At 73.1% G+C, this 15,784-nt stretch carries 15 protein-coding genes and 1 pseudogene; 10 read left to right on the top strand and 6 right to left on the bottom strand.

The window, feature by feature from the left end; all coding sequences use genetic code 11:
* Positions 1 to 5: 5 nt before the first annotated feature.
* On the bottom strand, positions 6 to 929 hold the full coding sequence (locus tag ACF1G2_RS20700; protein ID WP_391799667.1) for a DMT family transporter: 924 nt from the start codon (positions 927 to 929) through the stop codon (positions 6 to 8).
* On the opposite strand from ACF1G2_RS20700, the gene ACF1G2_RS20705 reads away from it, so the two are divergent.
* The 3 genes from ACF1G2_RS20705 (at position 928) to ACF1G2_RS20715 (ending at position 4,506) form a co-directional block, all read left to right on the top strand.
* A complete protein-coding gene (locus ACF1G2_RS20705) occupies positions 928 to 2,364 on the top strand; it encodes a PLP-dependent aminotransferase family protein (protein ID WP_391799668.1) in 1,437 nt (478 codons plus the stop codon). The two genes, ACF1G2_RS20700 and ACF1G2_RS20705, sit on opposite strands and share 2 nt — an antisense overlap.
* Before the next feature lie 246 nt (positions 2,365 to 2,610).
* Complete coding sequence (locus tag ACF1G2_RS20710) at positions 2,611 to 3,186, top strand: histidine phosphatase family protein (RefSeq protein ID WP_391799669.1); 576 nt, start codon at positions 2,611 to 2,613, stop codon at positions 3,184 to 3,186.
* A gap of 102 nt (positions 3,187 to 3,288) precedes the next feature.
* The gene (locus ACF1G2_RS20715; RefSeq protein ID WP_391799670.1) at positions 3,289 to 4,506 is read left to right on the top strand and encodes a methyltransferase; all 1,218 of its coding nucleotides are present in this window, start codon (positions 3,289 to 3,291) and stop codon (positions 4,504 to 4,506) included.
* A gap of 54 nt (positions 4,507 to 4,560) precedes the next feature.
* Here ACF1G2_RS20715 and ACF1G2_RS20720 read toward each other — a convergent pair.
* The 3 genes and pseudogenes from ACF1G2_RS20720 to ACF1G2_RS20730 all read right to left on the bottom strand — a co-directional run.
* Positions 4,561 to 5,265, bottom strand: a pseudogene (locus tag ACF1G2_RS20720) (ATP-binding cassette domain-containing protein); the annotation flags it as partial.
* A 122-nt stretch (positions 5,266 to 5,387) separates the two neighbouring features.
* Positions 5,388 to 5,939, bottom strand: coding sequence for a hypothetical protein (locus ACF1G2_RS20725; protein WP_391799671.1), 552 nt, complete (start codon positions 5,937 to 5,939; stop codon positions 5,388 to 5,390).
* Positions 5,940 to 5,982: 43 nt separating this feature from the next.
* Positions 5,983 to 6,792 carry a YqjF family protein gene (locus ACF1G2_RS20730; RefSeq protein ID WP_391799672.1) on the bottom strand — a complete coding sequence of 270 codons (810 nt, stop codon included), beginning with the start codon at positions 6,790 to 6,792 and terminating at the stop codon, positions 5,983 to 5,985.
* A 54-nt stretch (positions 6,793 to 6,846) separates the two neighbouring features.
* Here ACF1G2_RS20730 and ACF1G2_RS20735 point away from each other — a divergent pair, with 54 nt between their 5' ends.
* Positions 6,847 to 7,266: a helix-turn-helix domain-containing protein gene (locus ACF1G2_RS20735; RefSeq protein ID WP_391799673.1), complete on the top strand. Its 420-nt coding sequence runs from the start codon at positions 6,847 to 6,849 to the stop codon at positions 7,264 to 7,266.
* 239 nt (positions 7,267 to 7,505) lie between these two features.
* Positions 7,506 to 8,933 (top strand): rifampin monooxygenase, encoded by a 1,428-nt coding sequence (gene rox, locus ACF1G2_RS20740; RefSeq protein ID WP_391799674.1) that lies wholly within the window; start codon positions 7,506 to 7,508, stop codon positions 8,931 to 8,933.
* Positions 8,934 to 8,991: 58 nt separating this feature from the next.
* Here rox and ACF1G2_RS20745 read toward each other — a convergent pair whose 3' ends face one another.
* Positions 8,992 to 10,116, bottom strand: coding sequence for a PP2C family protein-serine/threonine phosphatase (locus tag ACF1G2_RS20745; protein WP_391799675.1), 1,125 nt, complete (start codon positions 10,114 to 10,116; stop codon positions 8,992 to 8,994).
* A gap of 112 nt (positions 10,117 to 10,228) precedes the next feature.
* Between ACF1G2_RS20745 and argC the strand changes: the two genes are divergently transcribed.
* Genes argC through ACF1G2_RS20770 form a run of 5 tightly spaced genes read left to right on the top strand, consistent with a single transcriptional unit; the run spans position 10,229 to position 15,107 of the window.
* Positions 10,229 to 11,257: an N-acetyl-gamma-glutamyl-phosphate reductase gene (gene argC, locus ACF1G2_RS20750; RefSeq protein WP_391799676.1), complete on the top strand. Its 1,029-nt coding sequence runs from the start codon at positions 10,229 to 10,231 to the stop codon at positions 11,255 to 11,257.
* The gene (argJ, locus tag ACF1G2_RS20755; protein WP_391799677.1) at positions 11,254 to 12,420 is read left to right on the top strand and encodes a bifunctional glutamate N-acetyltransferase/amino-acid acetyltransferase ArgJ; all 1,167 of its coding nucleotides are present in this window, start codon (positions 11,254 to 11,256) and stop codon (positions 12,418 to 12,420) included. Before argC ends, argJ begins: the two co-directional genes overlap by 4 nt.
* Positions 12,417 to 13,325, top strand: a complete 909-nt coding sequence (argB, locus tag ACF1G2_RS20760; RefSeq protein ID WP_391799678.1) for an acetylglutamate kinase — start codon at positions 12,417 to 12,419, stop codon at positions 13,323 to 13,325. The genes argJ and argB overlap by 4 nt, the downstream gene beginning before the upstream one ends.
* Positions 13,322 to 14,536 carry an acetylornithine transaminase gene (locus ACF1G2_RS20765; protein ID WP_391799679.1) on the top strand — a complete coding sequence of 405 codons (1,215 nt, stop codon included), beginning with the start codon at positions 13,322 to 13,324 and terminating at the stop codon, positions 14,534 to 14,536. Before argB ends, ACF1G2_RS20765 begins: the two co-directional genes overlap by 4 nt.
* A gap of 7 nt (positions 14,537 to 14,543) precedes the next feature.
* Positions 14,544 to 15,107: an arginine repressor gene (locus ACF1G2_RS20770; RefSeq protein WP_391799680.1), complete on the top strand. Its 564-nt coding sequence runs from the start codon at positions 14,544 to 14,546 to the stop codon at positions 15,105 to 15,107.
* Positions 15,108 to 15,172: 65 nt separating this feature from the next.
* Here ACF1G2_RS20770 and ACF1G2_RS20775 read toward each other — a convergent pair whose 3' ends face one another.
* Positions 15,173 to 15,763 carry a pyridoxamine 5'-phosphate oxidase family protein gene (locus ACF1G2_RS20775; protein WP_391799681.1) on the bottom strand — a complete coding sequence of 197 codons (591 nt, stop codon included), beginning with the start codon at positions 15,761 to 15,763 and terminating at the stop codon, positions 15,173 to 15,175.
* Positions 15,764 to 15,784: the final 21 nt, after the last annotated feature.

A 15,784-nucleotide genomic window follows, 5' to 3' on the forward strand; every position in this document is an offset into this window, starting at 1 on the left:
CCCGGTCAGCTCTTCGCGCGCTGGGTCGCGGCGATGCAGACCAGGACCGCGACGGCCGCGAGCGGCGCGGCGAGGGGCAGCGACTCGCCGAGCAGCGAGACCGACCAGACCAGGGTGAGGAGCGGCTGGGCGAGCTGGAGCTGGCTCGCCTTGGGGATGCCGATCGCCGCCATGCCCCCGTACCAGACGTACATGCCGAAGAAGGTGGAGCCGGCCGCGACCCAGACCAGCCCGATGATGCCGTGAGCGCCCAGGTGGACGGGCTCCAGGGCGAGCGCGACGGCCGATCCGACGACCATCAGCGGCAGGCAGAGGATCAGCGCCCAGCCGATGACCTGCCAGCCCGGCATGAGCCGGGCCAGCCTGCCGCCCTCGGTGTAACCGGCGGCGCAGACCAGGAGCGCGCCGAAGAGGTACAGATCGCCCGTGGAGAGGGCGCCGCCGCTCTGCTGGACGGTGAAGGCGATGACGACCGCCGCACCGGTGAGCGCCGCGCACCAGAACGTACGGGACGGGCGCCGGCCGGTGCGGACCGCGGCGAAGGCCGCCGTGGTGAGCGGCAGCAGGCCCACGACCACGGCGGCGTGCGAGGTGGTGGAGGTCTGCAGGGCGAGGGTTGTCAGCAGCGGGAAGCCCACGACCACGCCGCCGGCGACGACGGCGAGCCCCGCCCAGTGGCTCCGCCCGGGAAGCGGGACCCTCATCGCGAGCAGGAAGGCGCCGGCGACGAGCGCGGCGAGCGTCGAGCGCAGGGCGACGAGCGACCACGGCCCGAAGCTCTCCAGGCCCCAGGCGGTGGAGGGGAACGTGAGCGAGAACGAAAGCACGCCGAGGCCGGCGAGGAGCGTGCCGCGGGCCCGTGGCGAGACTGTCCCGGTGCCGCCGACCGCTATCGTGGTGAGGGGAGTAGCGCTATCCTGTGCTGTCATGCACGAGCGTAGCAGTGTCGGTGAGCTGGCCAACTCCTTGAGAGCGGAACTGAACCGCTACTCCCCTGGAGGGAAGCTGCCGTCGAGCCGCGCCCTCGTCGAGCGGTACCGGGTCTCCCCGGTGACGGTGACCCGGGCGCTTGCCCAGCTCGCCGCCGAGGGACTCGTCGTCACCCGGCCGGGAGCCGGGGCGTACCGCGCCGAGCCGCGTGGCCGGACGCCCGTGGCGGGCGACACCTCCTGGCAGGAGGTCACGCTGAGCGCCGACACGGCGACCGAGCTGGTGCCGCGCAGCGTCGACGCCTCCGGCGTCCTGGTGACGCTCGCGGCGCCGCCGCCGGGCGTCGTCGAGTTCAACGGCGGCTATCTGCACCCCTCGCTCCAGCCCGAACGCGCCATGGCCGCCGCCCTGGCCCGCGCGGGGCGCCGCCCCGGCGCCTGGGGCAGGCCGCCCACCGACGGCCTCCCCGAACTGCGCGAGTGGTTCGCCCGTGAGATCGGCGGCACGGTCACCGCCGCCGACGTCCTCGTCACAGCCGGCGGGCAGCCCGCGATCACGACCGCCCTGCGGGCCCTCGCCCCGCCCGGCACCCCCGTCCTCGTCGAGTCGCCCACCTACCCGGGCATGCTCGCCGTCGCCCGCGCGGCCGGCCTGCGTCCCGTACCCGTGCCCGTCGACGCCGACGGGGTGCGTCCCGAACTGCTCGAAGCAGCCTTCCGGGCCACCGGCGCACGCGTCTTCGTCTGCCAGCCGCTCTTCCAGAACCCCACCGGCGCCGTGCTCGGCGCCGAACGGCGGCGCGAGGTGGTCCGGATCGCGCGGGCCGCCGGAGCCTTCGTCGTCGAGGACGACTTCGCCCGCCGCCTCGTCCACGAGGACGCCGGGCCGCTCCCCGCGCCGATGGCCGCCGACGACCCGGACGGCGTCGTCGTCCACGTCTGCTCCCTGACCAAGCCGACCTCGCCCAGCCTGCGCGTGGGTGCGCTGGCCGCCCGAGGTCCCGTACTGGAACGGCTGCGCGCCATCCACGTCGTCGACAGCTTCTTCGTCCCGCGCCCCCTGCAGGAGACCGCGCTGGAGCTCGTCGGCTCGCCCGCCTGGAGCCGTCATCTGCGCGCCGTGTCCCAGGAGCTGAAGAGCCGCCGTGACGCCATGACCGGTGCGCTCGCCGTCCACCTCCCCGAGCTGGCCCTGCCCCACATCCCGTCCGGCGGCTACCAGCTCTGGCTCCGGCTCCCCGACGGCCTTCCGGAGGCCGCGCTCCTCACGGGCGCCCTGCGGGCCGGCGTCGCCGTCGCCCCCGGCCGCCCCTACTTCAGCGCCGAACCGCCCGCCGGGCACATCCGCCTCAGCTTCGCCGGCGTGGCCGGCCCGACGGAGATCGCCGAGGGGGTGCGGCGGCTGCGGTCGGCCGTCGACGGCCTGACGGCCTGACCGGCGCCGGCGCCGAGGTCGCGCCCGTGCCGTCGGCGGGCCGCCGACGGCGCCCCGTGCCGCGCCCTTCCCGCCACCGAGGACGCGTGTGGTGTGTACGGGATCGTCGCATTCGCGCCCGTGAGGAACCCGGACAAGTAGGCGGCTCTCGGCCCGTACCGGCGCCCACGCCCCTCCACGACCTCGGCCGGAGCCGGTGCATATGCCCTCTTGACCTGCCAGGCATCCGGCCTCACGATCGCGCCCATGGGACTACGGGTGACGCTCGTCGCAGCGGCGCGCAGCTCCTCGCTGCTCGCCGAGCGCTTCGACGACGACCGGCCGCTCGACGAGGCCGGCTGGTACGAGGTGCAGCTCGCCGCGCACTCTCTGGTCCCGCTCGGCGCGGCCGAGCTGCGCTACTGCTCCCCGACGCCCCGCAGCCGGGCCACCGGCACCGCGCTCGGCTACGCGCCGCTCGCCCAGCCCGCCCTGCGCGACTGCGACATGGGCCGCTGGCGCGGACTGACCCTCGCCGAGGTCGCGGCCCTCGAACCCGCCGCCGTGGACGCCTGGCTCTCCGACCCGCGCATCGCCCCCCACGGCGGCGAGACGCTCCTGGCCTTCATCTCGCGCATAGGGGGCTGGCTCGACACCCGCCCCGCCGACGACGGCACCATCGTCGCGGTCGCCGAACCCGCCGTCGTCCGCGCCGCCCTGGTGTACGCGCTGAAGGCCCCGCCCTCCACGTTCTGGAACGTGGACGTCCGCCCGCTCTCCACCGTCACCCTCACGGGCCGCCCCGGCCTCTGGCACCTCCACCTCCAGGCGGCGGTCGGCTGAACCCGGGGCCGCCCAGGAGCGCTCCCGGCGCATGCCGGAGCCCTCCTCGCCCCTGCCGCCGGATCCGGGGGAGGGGCCGCGACCGGCTAGCCTGAGAGCACGATGAACCGTTTGACCACGTCATGGGGCGAGTTCCCGCTCACCCGATTCCCCGAGGACCCGCGCGACCCGCTCCGAGCCTGGGACGCGTCCGACGAGTACCTGCTGCGCCACCTCGCCGAGACGGACACCGACCTGTCCGGCACGGTCGCCGTCGTCGGCGACCGCTGGGGCGCCCTCGCGACGGCCCTGGCCGCCCGCCGCCCGGGCACGCTCGCGCAGATCTCCGACTCCTACCTCGGCCGCCGGGCGACCGTGGAGAACCTGGCCCGCTCCGGGGCCGCCCCGGACGCCGTGCGGCTCCTCACCACCCAGGACGCGCCGCCCGAGCGGATCGACGTGCTGCTCGTCCGCGTCCCCAAGAGCCTCGCGCTCCTGGAGGACCAGCTGCACCGGCTCGCGCCCGCCCTGCACGAGGGCACCGTGGTCGTCGGGACCGGCATGGTCAAGGAGATCCACACCTCCACGCTCCAGCTCTTCGAGACGATCCTCGGCCCCACCCGCACCTCGCTCGCGGCGAAGAAGGCCCGGCTGATCCTCTGCGCCCCGGACCCCGCGCGCGACCGGGCGGCCAACCCCTGGCCGTACCGGTACGAACTCCCCGCCGACGCCGGGATCGTCGCCGGGCGGACCGTGGTCAACCAGGCCGGGATCTTCTGCGCCGACCGCCTCGACATCGGCACCCGCTTCTTCCTGAAGCACCTGCCCACGGGCCTCGGCCGCGCCCGTGTGGTCGACCTGGGCTGCGGCAACGGCGTCGTCGGTCTCTCCGTCGCGCTCGCCGAGCCCGAGGCCGAACTGGTCTTCGCCGACGAGTCGTACCCGGCCGTCGCCTCCGCCGAGGAGAACTTCCGTCGCCACGCCGCCCCCGGCCGCACCGCCGAGTTCGTCGTCGGGGACGGGACGGCCGAGCTGGCGGCGGAGTCGGTGGACCTCGTCCTGAACAACCCGCCCTTCCACAGTCACCAGGCCACCACCGACCGCACCGCCCGCCGGATGTTCACCGACGCGCGGCGCGTCCTGCGGCCGGGCGGCGAACTGTGGGTCGTGGGCAACCGCCACCTCGGCTACCACGTGACGCTGCGCCGGATCTTCGGCTCCTGCGAACTGGTCGCGAGCGACCCGAAGTTCGTGGTCCTGAGGGCCGTCAGGCGGTCGGGCGGCGCGGCCCGGCGGCCCGCCCGGGCAGCGGCAGCCGGCGCACCGGCACCCGACGCATGACGCGCACGGGGTGACGCCGGGTGGGCGTCACCCCGCGCGGTGCGCGACCCCCGCGATCGCCGCGCGCTGCGGATCGAGATGGAAGACCCGGTTGACCGTCCCGGACCGCAGCGCGACATCCTGGCTGATGAGGACGAGTCCTCCCAGGTGCGCGGCCAGGAGGTCGCGCAGCCGGCCGACCGAGTCGGCGTCGAGGTGGTTCGTGGGCTCGTCGAGCAGCAGGGTGCCGGTGCCGCCGTGCCCGGCGAACAGGATCCTGGCGAGCTCCACCCGGCGCTTCTGGCCGCCGGAGAGCGTGCCGACGGCCCGCCCCATGACCTCGGTGGCCAGTCCGATCCCGGCGGCGACCCGGGCGGCCTCGGCCTCGGCGGCGTACCCGCCGCGGGCCTCGAACCCGGCCTCGGCACGGGCGTACGCGGCCATGCGCCGCTCGTCGGGCGTCTCGCCGAGCGCGAGGGAGGCCGCATGCAGTGCGCGCGCCGCCCGGTCGAGCCCTCGGGCGGAGAGGGTGCGGTCGATGACCGGCATTCCGGGATCGGCGGCGCGGGAGTCCTGGGCGAGATGCCCGACGCCGCCGGTACGGGTGACGGTCCCGGCGGCGGGCGGGCGCAGCCCGGCCAGGGTGTCGAGCAGGGTCGTCTTGCCGGCGCCGTTGCGGCCGACGAGGCCGATCCGGTCGCCGGGGGCGATGTGGAAGGAGAGGCCGGCCAGCAGAAGCCGGGCGCCGACGCGCACGTCGGCACCACGAACGGTGATCAGGAGGTAACGCTCCGAAGAAGCAGAAGGCCACACGGGTGGTGTGGAAGTGGGTCCTGAGCTAGGAGATTCGGGGCGTTGACATGGGGCCGAGGCTGACGCGGCCAGGTCCCGGACGCATCGGATCAACCGTCGGAGCGACCGTTGCCGCCCTCGGAACCCGCACCTCGCACACGCCGCCGGGCGACGCGGACGAGCCGTGCCGCCTCCGATGTCGTACGGCCCGTGAGGCGGGCGACGTCGGTCAGGGGCAGGGCGAACAGATCGTGCAGCACGAGGGCCAGGCGCTCGTCCGGGGCGAGGGACTCCAGGACCACGAACAACGCGAGCGCCACCCCGTCCGCGAACTCCACCCGCTCGTCCGCGTCCCGCCCGCCCGCGTCCCGCATGTCGGCGTCCCGCCCGTCCGCGTCCCGCCCCCGCGCGTCCCGCCCGCACCCGTCCAGCCGGCGACCGTCCCGCCCGCACCCCTCCCGCCGTGCCCGCAGCCGCTCCACGCACACCCGCGCGACGACCGTCGTCAGCCAGCCGTCGATCTCCCCGAGCCCGGCCGACCTGGCCCTGCCCAGGGCCTCCGCCGCCTCGCGCCGCGAGCCCAGCATTCGCAGGGCGACGCCCCGCAGCCGCTCCTCGTGGATGTCGAACCGCCGGGCCAGAAACGCGTGGCCGTCGTCCATGGGCGCATCACTCCTCCTCGTACGTGTACGAGGAGATGACGCGTCAGCCGCGGGCGTTGTGACCGGCCTGGAGCGGGCTGCGCGGGTGCGGAACGGCGGGGGCGGAGCGGGACGGCCGGCCGAGCCGTACGGGCACGCCGGGCGAGTACAGCACGCTGACCGGGGCCTCGCGGGGCGCCGGGAGGCCGGCCGAGGTGAGCAGGCTCTCGTCGCAGGCGAGCAGCTCCGCGCGGTACAGCGGCCAGCGCGGATGGTCGTTGGCCAGATACGCCGCCCCGCCGAAGAACGCGTTGTGCATGCCCCACCGGGCGGTGAGGAAGTGCTCCAGCTCGGTGGGCTCCTCGATCCGCTCGCCCCTGGCCACGGTGAGACGGCTGTGCGCCCCGCGCGGGCCGGGCCAGCGGCGGGAGCTGGCGTAGTCGACCGTGTCGCCGTCGGTGCGGACGCTCATCCGGGACCAGAGGTACGGCAGCCGGAAGCCGACCCGGCCCATCACGACGGGGATCAGCCGGGACGCGTCCATGGACCGGAACACGACACCGCGCCGCCCCTGGGCGTCGACCGAGTACAGGCGCACGTTGGTCTCGGGGAAGGAGCCGAGGTACGGCACTCCCGGCAGCCGGAGCCAGCCGACCCGGTGCATCCGGAAGGCGACGAGCCCGACGTAGGTGACGCCCTCGTGCGTGTCGGGCACGGTGCCGCTCGGCAGGAGCGGCGCCACCACCGCGGGGTCGACGGCCCAGTGCACGAAGGAGAGGTCGAGCCACTCCTGGGTGAGCAGCGGGGCGCGCACGGGGGCGGGGGTGTCGGGTGTGATGGTGTGGGGCGGGATGGAGGACGGCGGGCGCACCATGCAAGCATCGCAGACCAGCCGGATGTGTCGGGCCCGTCTGCCATGCTGGACGACGTGACGCTCGACGACCTGAAGCGCCTCCGCCGCGCCCGCGACACCATGGACCGTGACTACGCGCAGCCGCTGGACGTCCAGGCGCTGGCCGACGTCGCCCTGATGTCCGCCGGCCACTTCTCCCGCAGCTTCCGCGCGGCCTTCGGGGAGACGCCGTACAGCTACCTGATGACGCGCCGGGTCGAGCGGGCGAAGGCGCTGCTGCGGCGTGGGGACCTGAGCGTGACGGAGGTCTGCTTCGAGGTCGGCTGCACGTCCCTCGGCTCGTTCAGCTCACGCTTCACCGAACTGGTCGGGGAGAGCCCCAGCGCCTACCGCGCACGTTCCCACGAGGCCGCCGCCGCGGTCCCCGCCTGCGTGGCGAAGATCCACACGCGCCCGGTCAGGAACGGGCCCGCCGGGGCCATGGACGCCCGGTAGGCGCCACGGACGGCCGGTGGAGGCGCACGGCGGAAAAACGAAAGGCAAGGAGGTCTCGCACTCCTTGCCACTCTCAACATATAGCGCACAGGGGGCCTTGCGGCAAGGCCCCTGTCGTGGCGCAGAATGACCGGCCTGAGCCAGGGACCTGCGCAGATGAGGCGTTTGCGCGGACTCCGCGGGTGTGCGGAGCAGCGGCCGGCCAGAGACGTGAACGGGCGAGTGGGGCGGTTTTTCGAATGATGGACGTGATCATCGCCGGCGGTGGGCCGACGGGCTTGATGCTCGCCGCCGAGCTGCGGCTGCACGGGGTGCGGGTGGCCGTGCTGGAGAAGGAGACGGAGCCCACCGTGCAGTCCCGTGCACAGGGGCTGCACGTGCGCAGCATCGAGGTGATGGAGCAGCGCGGTCTGCTGGAGCGGTTCCTCCCGCTCGGCCAGCAGATCACGGCCGGGGGTTTCTTCGCCGGTCTCAGCGACAGCTGGCCGGAGCGGCTGGACACGGCGCACTCGTACGTCCTCGGCATCCCGCAGCAGATCACCGAGCGCCTGCTGGCCGAGCGCGCCACCGAACTCGGCGCCGAGATCCGGCGCGGCTGCGAACTGGTCGGGCTGAGCCAGGACGAGGACGGCGTGACCGTCGAACTGGCCGGCGGCGACCGGCTCCGCTCGCGCTACCTCGTGGGCTGTGACGGTGGCCGCAGCACGGTGCGCAAGCTGCTCGGCGTGGACTTCCCCGGCGAACCCTCGACGGTCGAGACGCTGCTGGGCGAGATGGAGCTGACCGCGTCGCCCGAGGAGCTGGCGGCCGTGATGGCCGAAGTCCGCAAGACCCACCTGAGGTTCGGCGCCATGCGACAGGCGGACGGGACGTACCGCGTCATCGTGCCCGCCGAGGGGGTGGCCGAGGACCGTACGACCGCGCCGACGCTGGAGGAGTTCAGGCAGCAGCTCCGGGCTTACGGCGGCACCGACTTCGGGGCGCACTCCCCGCGCTGGCTCTCCCGCTTCGGCAACGCCACCCGGCTCGCCGAGCGTTACCGGAGCGGCCGTGTGCTGCTGGCGGGCGACGCGGCCCACATCCACCCGCCCACGGGCGGCCAAGGGCTCAACCTCGGCATCCAGGACGCGTTCAACCTCGGCTGGAAGCTGGCCGCCGAGGTCGTCGGCTGGGCGCCGGAGGGTCTCCTCGACAGTTACCACACGGAGCGTCACCCGGTGGCCTCCGAGGTGCTGGACAACACGCGCGCGCAGATGGAGCTGATGTCCACCGAGCCGGGGGCCCAGGCGGTGCGCCGGCTGATGGCGGAGCTGACGCGCATCGACGAGGTGAACCGGTACCTGATCGAGAAGATCACCGGCATCGGGATCCGCTACGACTTCGGCGAGGGCCACGAACTGCTCGGCCGGCGGCTGCGGGACGTGCGGCTGAAGGGCGGCCGGCTCTACGAGCTGACGCGCGACGGCCGCGGCCTGCTCCTCGACCAGACCGGACGCCTCTCGGTGGACGGCTGGGCGGACCGGGTCGATCACGTCGTCGACGTCAGCGAGGAACTGGACGCTCCCGCGGTACTGCTGCGCCCGGACGGGCACGTGGCCTGGGTGGGCGAGGACCAGCAGGACCTCGTGCGCCACCTGCCCACGTGGTTCGGCGCCGCGGCCGGCTGACCCGGTCCACCGCTGCCCCGGTCCACGACGCGGTCCGGTCCAGGTCCGCAGGGGAGACCTACCCGTCGGAACCGGCGGCGTGGGGCTTGGGGCCGGGCTCGCGCAGGCGTACGGCGAGCGCGGCGATGTCGTCGTCGAGGCGTCCTCTGCTGTGCCGGAGGAGGTCGCGGTGGAGCGCCGTGAGCAGCTCGCCCGGCGGTGTCGGCGGCTGCCGGCGCATCCAGGCCGCCAGCGGGAAGAACTCCCCGTCGCGGGCACGGGTCTCGGCGACCCCGTCGGTGTAGAGGAGCAGCAGGTCGCCGGGGGTGAAGTCGAAGGTGTCGACGCTGTAGTGATCCCCGATCAGCTCGGCGAGACTGAGCAGGGGCGAGGGGGCGGCGGACTCGAGAGCGCGGAGTCGCGCGCGGTTCAGCAGCAGGGGCGGCGGGTGCCCGCAGTTGAGGATGTCGATACGGCTCCCCTCGTGCGGGACCTGCACGAGCAGGGCGGTGGCGAAGCGCTCCATCGACCCGTCGGGGGGAAAGGCGGCGTTGTAGCGGCTGCTGCTGGCGTCCAGCCTGCGCGCGATGTCGACCATGTCGGGTTCGCCGTACGCCGCCTCCCGGAAGGCGTTGACGATCGCCGCTGCCGCCCCGACGGCCGGCAGTCCCTTGCCCCGTACGTCGCCGATGAGCATCCTGACCCCGAACGGGGTGTCGACCACCTCGTAGAAGTCCCCGCCGATGCGGGCCTCCGCCGCCGCCGCCAGGTACAGCGACTCGATCTCGACGTTCGCGAAGCGCCGCGGCATGGGGCTCAGCACCACCTGCTGCGCCGCGTCGGCGACCAGCCGCACCTGGAAGAGGGTGCGCTCGCGCTGGAGCCGGACGTGGCTCCCGTACGCGGCGGCCACGGTGACCCCGACGATCCCGGCGCACGTCCACCACGTGCCGAGGTCGGGGAAGACGAGGCTGAGGCCGATCATCAGCAGGAGGCAGACCGTCCCGAGCAGCACGGTGGGGAGGACCGGCCACATGGACGCGGCGAGGGCCGGCGCCGCGGGCAGGAGGCGGCTGAAGGCCATCTCCGGCGGAGTGGCGTAGGCCAGGCTGGCGATCACCACGGTCAGAATGACCGGCGACAGCCGCACAAACCACCCCCGGCCGGAGCGCCGAGGGAGCCGCAGCCGTCCAGACTCGATCACGCTTCTCAGACTATCCGCGCAATGAGGGCGAAGCGCTCTGGCGGGACGGCGACCAGCTTTGCATAAAACTGCGGAGCTGCGTATAGTCATGCCATCGATGGAGGAGGTTCCGATGACGGTACGAGCAGCAGTGGCAGGCGCGAGCGGGTATGCGGGTGGTGAGCTTCTGCGTCTGCTCCTCGCCCACCCGCACGTCGAGATCGGGGCCCTGACGGGGCACTCCAACGCCGGTCAGCGGCTCGGCGCGCTCCAGCCGCATCTGGTGCCGCTCGCCGACCGGGTCCTCGCGCCGACCACCCCCGAGGCGCTCGCCGGACACGACGTCGTCTTCCTCGCGCTTCCGCACGGGCAGTCCGCCGCCGTCGCCGAGCAGCTCGGTCCGGACGTCCTCGTCGTCGACATGGGCGCCGACTTCCGGCTCGCGGACTCCGCCGACTGGGAGACCTTCTACGGCTCCCCGCACGCCGGCACCTGGCCCTACGGCCTCCCGGAACTGCCGGGTGCCCGCGCCGCCCTGGAGGGGTCCAAGCGCATCGCGGTTCCCGGCTGCTACCCCACCGCCGTCTCGCTCGCGCTCCTCCCCGCGTACGGGAGCGGCCTCGCCGAGCCCGAGGCGGTGATCGTCGCCGCCACCGGCACCTCCGGCGCGGGCAAGGCCCTCAAGCCGCACCTGCTCGGCAGCGAGGTCATGGGTTCGATGTCCCCGTACGGCGTCGGCGGCGGCCACCGGCACACCCCCGAGATGATCCAGAACCTCAGCGCCGTGGCCGGCGAACGGGTGGAGGTCTCCTTCACGCCGACCCTCGCCCCCATGTCCCGCGGCATCCTCGCCACCTGCTCCGCCAAGGCGAAGCCGGGCGTCACCGCCGAGACCGTGCGCGCCGCGTACGAGAAGGCCTACGCGGACGAGCCCTTCGTCCATCTGCTCCCCGAGGGGCAGTGGCCCGCCACGGCGTCCGTATACGGTTCCAACGCCGTTCAGGTCCAGGTCGCCCACGACCCGGCGACCCACCGGATCATCGCGATCAGCGCCATCGACAACCTGGCCAAGGGCACCGCGGGCGGCGCGGTGCAGAGCATGAACATCGCCCTCGGGCTCCCTGAGGACACCGGACTTTCCACGATTGGAGTCGCTCCATGAGCGTCACCGCAGCGAAGGGATTCACGGCAGCGGGCATCGCCGCCGGAATCAAGGAGAACGGCAACCCGGACCTGGCCCTCGTGGTCAACGACGGGCCCCGCCGCGCCGCCGCGGGCGTCTTCACCTCCAACCGCGTCAAGGCCGCGCCCGTCCTGTGGTCGCAGCAGGTCCTGACCGGCGGCGAGCTGGCGGCCGTCGTCCTCAACTCCGGTGGCGCCAACGCCTGTACGGGCCCCCAGGGCTTCCAGGACACCCACGCGACGGCCGAGAAGGTCGCCGAGGTCCTCGGCGCGCGGGGCCGGGAGATCGGCGCCGGCGAGGTCGCCGTCGCCTCGACCGGCCTCATCGGTCTGCTGCTCCCCATGGACAAGGTCCTGGCAGGCGTGGAGAAGGCCGCGGGTGAGCTCTCCGAGTACGGCGGCGAGAAGGCCGCCATCGCCATCAAGACCACCGACACCGTCCACAAGACCTCCGTCGTCACCAAGGACGGCTGGACGGTCGGCGGCATGGCCAAGGGCGCGGGCATGCTCGCTCCCGGCCTCGCCACCATGCTCGTCGTCCTCACGACCGACGCCGACGTCGAGAGCAAGGACCTCGACGCCGCGCTGCGCCGGTCCACCAAGGTCACCTTCGACCGGGTCGACTCCGACGGCTGCATGTCCACCAACGACACCGTCCTCCTGCTCGCCTCCGGCGCCTCGGGCGTCACGCCCGCCCAGGACGAGTTCGCCGAGGCCGTGACGGCCGTCTGCGACGACCTGGCCCGCCAGCTCATCGGCGACGCCGAGGGCGCGAGCAAGGACATCCGTATCGAGGTGGTCAACGCCGCGACCGAGGACGACGCCGTCGAGGTGGGCCGCTCCATCGCCCGCAACAACCTCCTCAAGTGCGCCATCCACGGCGAGGACCCCAACTGGGGCCGGGTGCTCTCCGCCATCGGCACGACCGCCGCCGCCTTCGACCCGGACCGGCTGAACGTCGCCATCAACGGCGTCTGGGTCTGCAGGAACGGCTCGGTGGGCGAGGACCGCGACCTCGTCGACATGCGCTTCCGGGAGGTCACCATCACCGCCGACCTCGCCGCCGGCTCCGAGACCGCCGTCATCTGGGCCAACGACCTCACCGCGGACTACGTCCACGAGAACAGCGCCTACTCGTCATGACCGGAACCCGTAAGCACACCGCGCTCCCCAAGGCCGAGATCCTCATCGAGGCCCTGCCCTGGCTGACCCGCCACCACGGCAAGACGGTCGTCATCAAGTTCGGCGGCAACGCCATGATCGACGACGAGCTCAAGGCGGCCTTCGCCCAGGACGTCGTCTTCCTGCGCCACGCCGGCCTCAAGCCGGTCGTCGTGCACGGCGGCGGCCCGCAGATCAGCGCCGCGCTCGACCGGCACGGCATCGTGAGCGAGTTCAAGGCCGGCCTGCGCGTCACCACCGAGGACGCCATGGACGTCGTACGGATGGTCCTGGCGGGCCAGGTCCAGCGCGAGCTCGTCGGGCTGCTCAACCAGCACGGACCCTTCGCCGTCGGCATGACCGGCGAGGACGCGCACACCATCAGCGCCACCCGGCACCAGCCGCTGATCGAGGGCGAGCAGATCGACATCGGCCGGGTCGGCGAGATCACCGCCATCGACACCGGCGCCATCGAGGCGCTCCTGGAGGACGGCCGCATCCCGGTCATCTCCTCCATCGCCCGCTCCGAGGACGACGGACATGTCTACAACGTCAATGCTGATACGGCGGCTGCGGCTCTCGCTGCGGCGCTGGGCGCCGAGACCCTGATGGTCCTGACCGACGTCGAGGGCCTCTACGAGGACTGGCCCCACAGCGACGAGGTCATCAGCCGGCTCACCGCGAGCCAGCTGGAGAAGCTGCTCCCCGAGCTGTCCAGCGGCATGGTCCCCAAGATGGAGGGCTGTCTGCACGCGGTACGGAACGGGGTCACCACGGCCCGGGTCATCGACGGGCGCGTCCAGCACTCGATCCTGCTGGAGATCTTCACCGACTCGGGCATCGGCACCATGGTCGTGCCCGACGAGCCGACGGGGGGCACGAAGTGAGCGACACGGAACCGGGCAACGCGGAACTGAGCCGGCGGTGGCAGGGCTCGCTCATGGACAACTACGGCACGCCGAAGCTGTCCCTGGTACGCGGCGAGGGGGTCAAGGTCTGGGACGCCGACGGAGCCGAGTACCTCGACCTCGTCGGCGGCATCGCCGTCAACGCGCTCGGCCACGCCCATCCGGCGATCGTCGAGGCGGTGTCGCGGCAGATCGCGACGCTCGGCCACGTCTCCAACCTCTTCGTCGCCGAACCGCCCGTCGCGCTCGCCGAGCGGCTGCTCCAGCTCTTCGGCCGGCCCGGCCGGGTCTTCTTCTGCAACTCCGGCGCCGAGGCCAACGAAGGCGCCTTCAAGATCGGCCGGCTGACCGGCCGCACGCACATGGTCGCCACCCAGGGCGGCTTCCACGGCCGGACCATGGGCTCGCTCGCCCTCACCGGGCAGCCCGGCAAGCAGACCCCGTTCCTGCCGCTCCCGGGCGACGTCAGCCACGTCCCGTACGGAGACGTCGAGGCCCTGCGCGCCGCGGTCACCGAGGAGACCGCGCTGGTGATCATCGAGCCCGTCCAGGGCGAGAACGGCGTCGTCGTGCCGCCCGTCGGCTATCTCCAGGCCGCTCGCGAGATCACCCGCGCCACCGGCACCCTGCTCGTCCTCGACGAGGTCCAGACGGGCATCGGGCGGACCGGCCACTGGTTCGAGCACCAGGGCCACGAGGGTGTCGACCCCGACATCGTGACCCTGGCCAAGGGCCTCGGCGGCGGTCTGCCGCTCGGTGCGACCGTCGCCTTCGGCGAGGCGGCCGAGCTCTTCAAGCCCGGCCACCACGGCACGACATTCGGCGGCAACCCGGTCGCCTGCGCCGCCGGACTCGCCGTGATCGACACCCTCGCGGCCCATGGAACGCTGGACGAGGTGAAGCGGCTCGGCGAGAAGCTGCGCAGCGGAATCGAGGGACTGGGCCACCCGCTGGTCTCCCACGTCCGTGGTGCGGGCCTCCTGCTGGGTATCGTGCTCACCGAGTCCCTCGCGCCCCAGGTGCAGCAGGCGGCTCAGGACGCCGGTCTCCTGGTGAACGCGCCCGCCCCCGATGTCGTTCGGCTCATGCCGGCGCTGATCATCGGAGACACTGAAGTGGACGCGTTCCTCGCGGCCCTCCCCGGGGTCCTCGACGGAGCGGTGAACGGGGAAGGACGAACCGGAGAATGAGACGACGATGACCGACGCGCAGGAAACCGAGCACTGGGCGTCCCCCCAGGCGGAGCCCGGGGGAGGACCGTCCGTTCCGCAGACCCGTACCGCCCGCCACCGCAGGATCGTCGACATCCTCAACCGGCAGCCGGTCCGCTCCCAGAGCCAGCTCGCCAAGCTCCTCGCGGACGACGGGCTGAGCGTCACCCAGGCGACGCTCTCCCGCGACCTCGACGAGCTCGGCGCGGTGAAGATCCGCAACACGGGCGGCGAGCTGATCTACGCGGTCCCCAGCGAGGGCGGCTTCCGCACCCCGCAGGCGCCGCTCGGCGAGTCCGCCAAGGAGGAGCGCATGCGGCGCCTCTCCGGCGAGCTGCTGATCTCCGCCGAGGCCTCCGCCAACCTGGTGGTCCTGAGGACCCCGCCGGGCGCGGCCCAGTTCCTCGCGTCGGCCATCGACCAGGCCGAACTCCACGCGATCCTCGGCACGATCGCGGGCGACGACACCCTGCTCCTGATCTCCCGCGACCCGCTGGGCGGCCAGGCGCTCGCCGACCACCTGCTGCGGCTGGCCCAGAACGACCGCTAGCGGTCCAGGGAAGCTCCGCTCGCCGCCGGCACGATCCTCGTGCCGGCGGCGACGTGCGTGCGGCCTCAGCGACCCGGCAGCGGCGGCAACGGGAGCGGCAGGCCCGGAAGCCCGTCCATGCTGGTCGCGATGTGCTCCTTCTTCCCGAAGTACGCGCTCAGCGAGGCGTCGTCCTCCCGCGCGAACCGCCTGGCGTGCAGGTCGCGGTCCTCGTCGTACGTCATGAAAGGCACCCCGTAGCCGCAGGAGTCCCTGATCGTCTCCGCCGTGACGACGACGATCGCGCGCAGGCCGTGCTGCGTGACGTCGACGCCGGGGAAGTGCGCCATGAGCCCCTCCCACCGGCGGTCGTCGCGGAACACCGGCTCGCCCCGTCCATGCACCCGGACGATGTTCGGGGGCCCTTGGAAGGCGCACCACATGAGGGTGATCCGGCCGTTCTCCCGCAGATGGGCGACGGTCTCGGCGGTGGATCCGGCGAAGTCGAGGTAGGCGACGGTCTGTTCGTCGACGACGGCGAAAGAGCCGGTGACGCCCTTGGGGGAGAGGTTGACCGTGCCGTCGGCGTCGAGCGGAGCGGTGGCGGTGAAGAAGACCGGCTGCGCCTCGATGAAGGCGCGGAGTCGTCCGTCGATGCGTTCGTACGTCTTTCCCATGCCCTCATTCTGCTCCCGGGA

Origin of the sequence: Streptomyces sp. NPDC013457 (assembly GCF_043089925.1) — a bacterium.
In the GTDB taxonomy this organism is placed as follows: Bacteria; Actinomycetota; Actinomycetes; order Streptomycetales; family Streptomycetaceae; genus Streptomyces.

Coding starts and splice junctions, on each gene's coding strand:
- ACF1G2_RS20705 (WP_391799668.1), top strand. CDS start 928: ATGCACGAGCGTAGCAGTGTCGGTGAGCTGGCCAACTCCTTGAGAGCG.
- ACF1G2_RS20700 (WP_391799667.1), bottom strand. CDS start 929: ATGACAGCACAGGATAGCGCTACTCCCCTCACCACGATAGCGGTCGGC.
- ACF1G2_RS20710 (WP_391799669.1), top strand. CDS start 2,611: ATGGGACTACGGGTGACGCTCGTCGCAGCGGCGCGCAGCTCCTCGCTG.
- ACF1G2_RS20715 (WP_391799670.1), top strand. CDS start 3,289: ATGAACCGTTTGACCACGTCATGGGGCGAGTTCCCGCTCACCCGATTC.
- ACF1G2_RS20725 (WP_391799671.1), bottom strand. CDS start 5,939: ATGGACGACGGCCACGCGTTTCTGGCCCGGCGGTTCGACATCCACGAG.
- ACF1G2_RS20730 (WP_391799672.1), bottom strand. CDS start 6,792: ATGGTGCGCCCGCCGTCCTCCATCCCGCCCCACACCATCACACCCGAC.
- rox (WP_391799674.1), top strand. CDS start 7,506: ATGATGGACGTGATCATCGCCGGCGGTGGGCCGACGGGCTTGATGCTC.
- argC (WP_391799676.1), top strand. CDS start 10,229: ATGACGGTACGAGCAGCAGTGGCAGGCGCGAGCGGGTATGCGGGTGGT.
- argJ (WP_391799677.1), top strand. CDS start 11,254: ATGAGCGTCACCGCAGCGAAGGGATTCACGGCAGCGGGCATCGCCGCC.
- argB (WP_391799678.1), top strand. CDS start 12,417: ATGACCGGAACCCGTAAGCACACCGCGCTCCCCAAGGCCGAGATCCTC.
- ACF1G2_RS20770 (WP_391799680.1), top strand. CDS start 14,544: ATGACCGACGCGCAGGAAACCGAGCACTGGGCGTCCCCCCAGGCGGAG.
- ACF1G2_RS20775 (WP_391799681.1), bottom strand. CDS start 15,763: ATGGGAAAGACGTACGAACGCATCGACGGACGACTCCGCGCCTTCATC.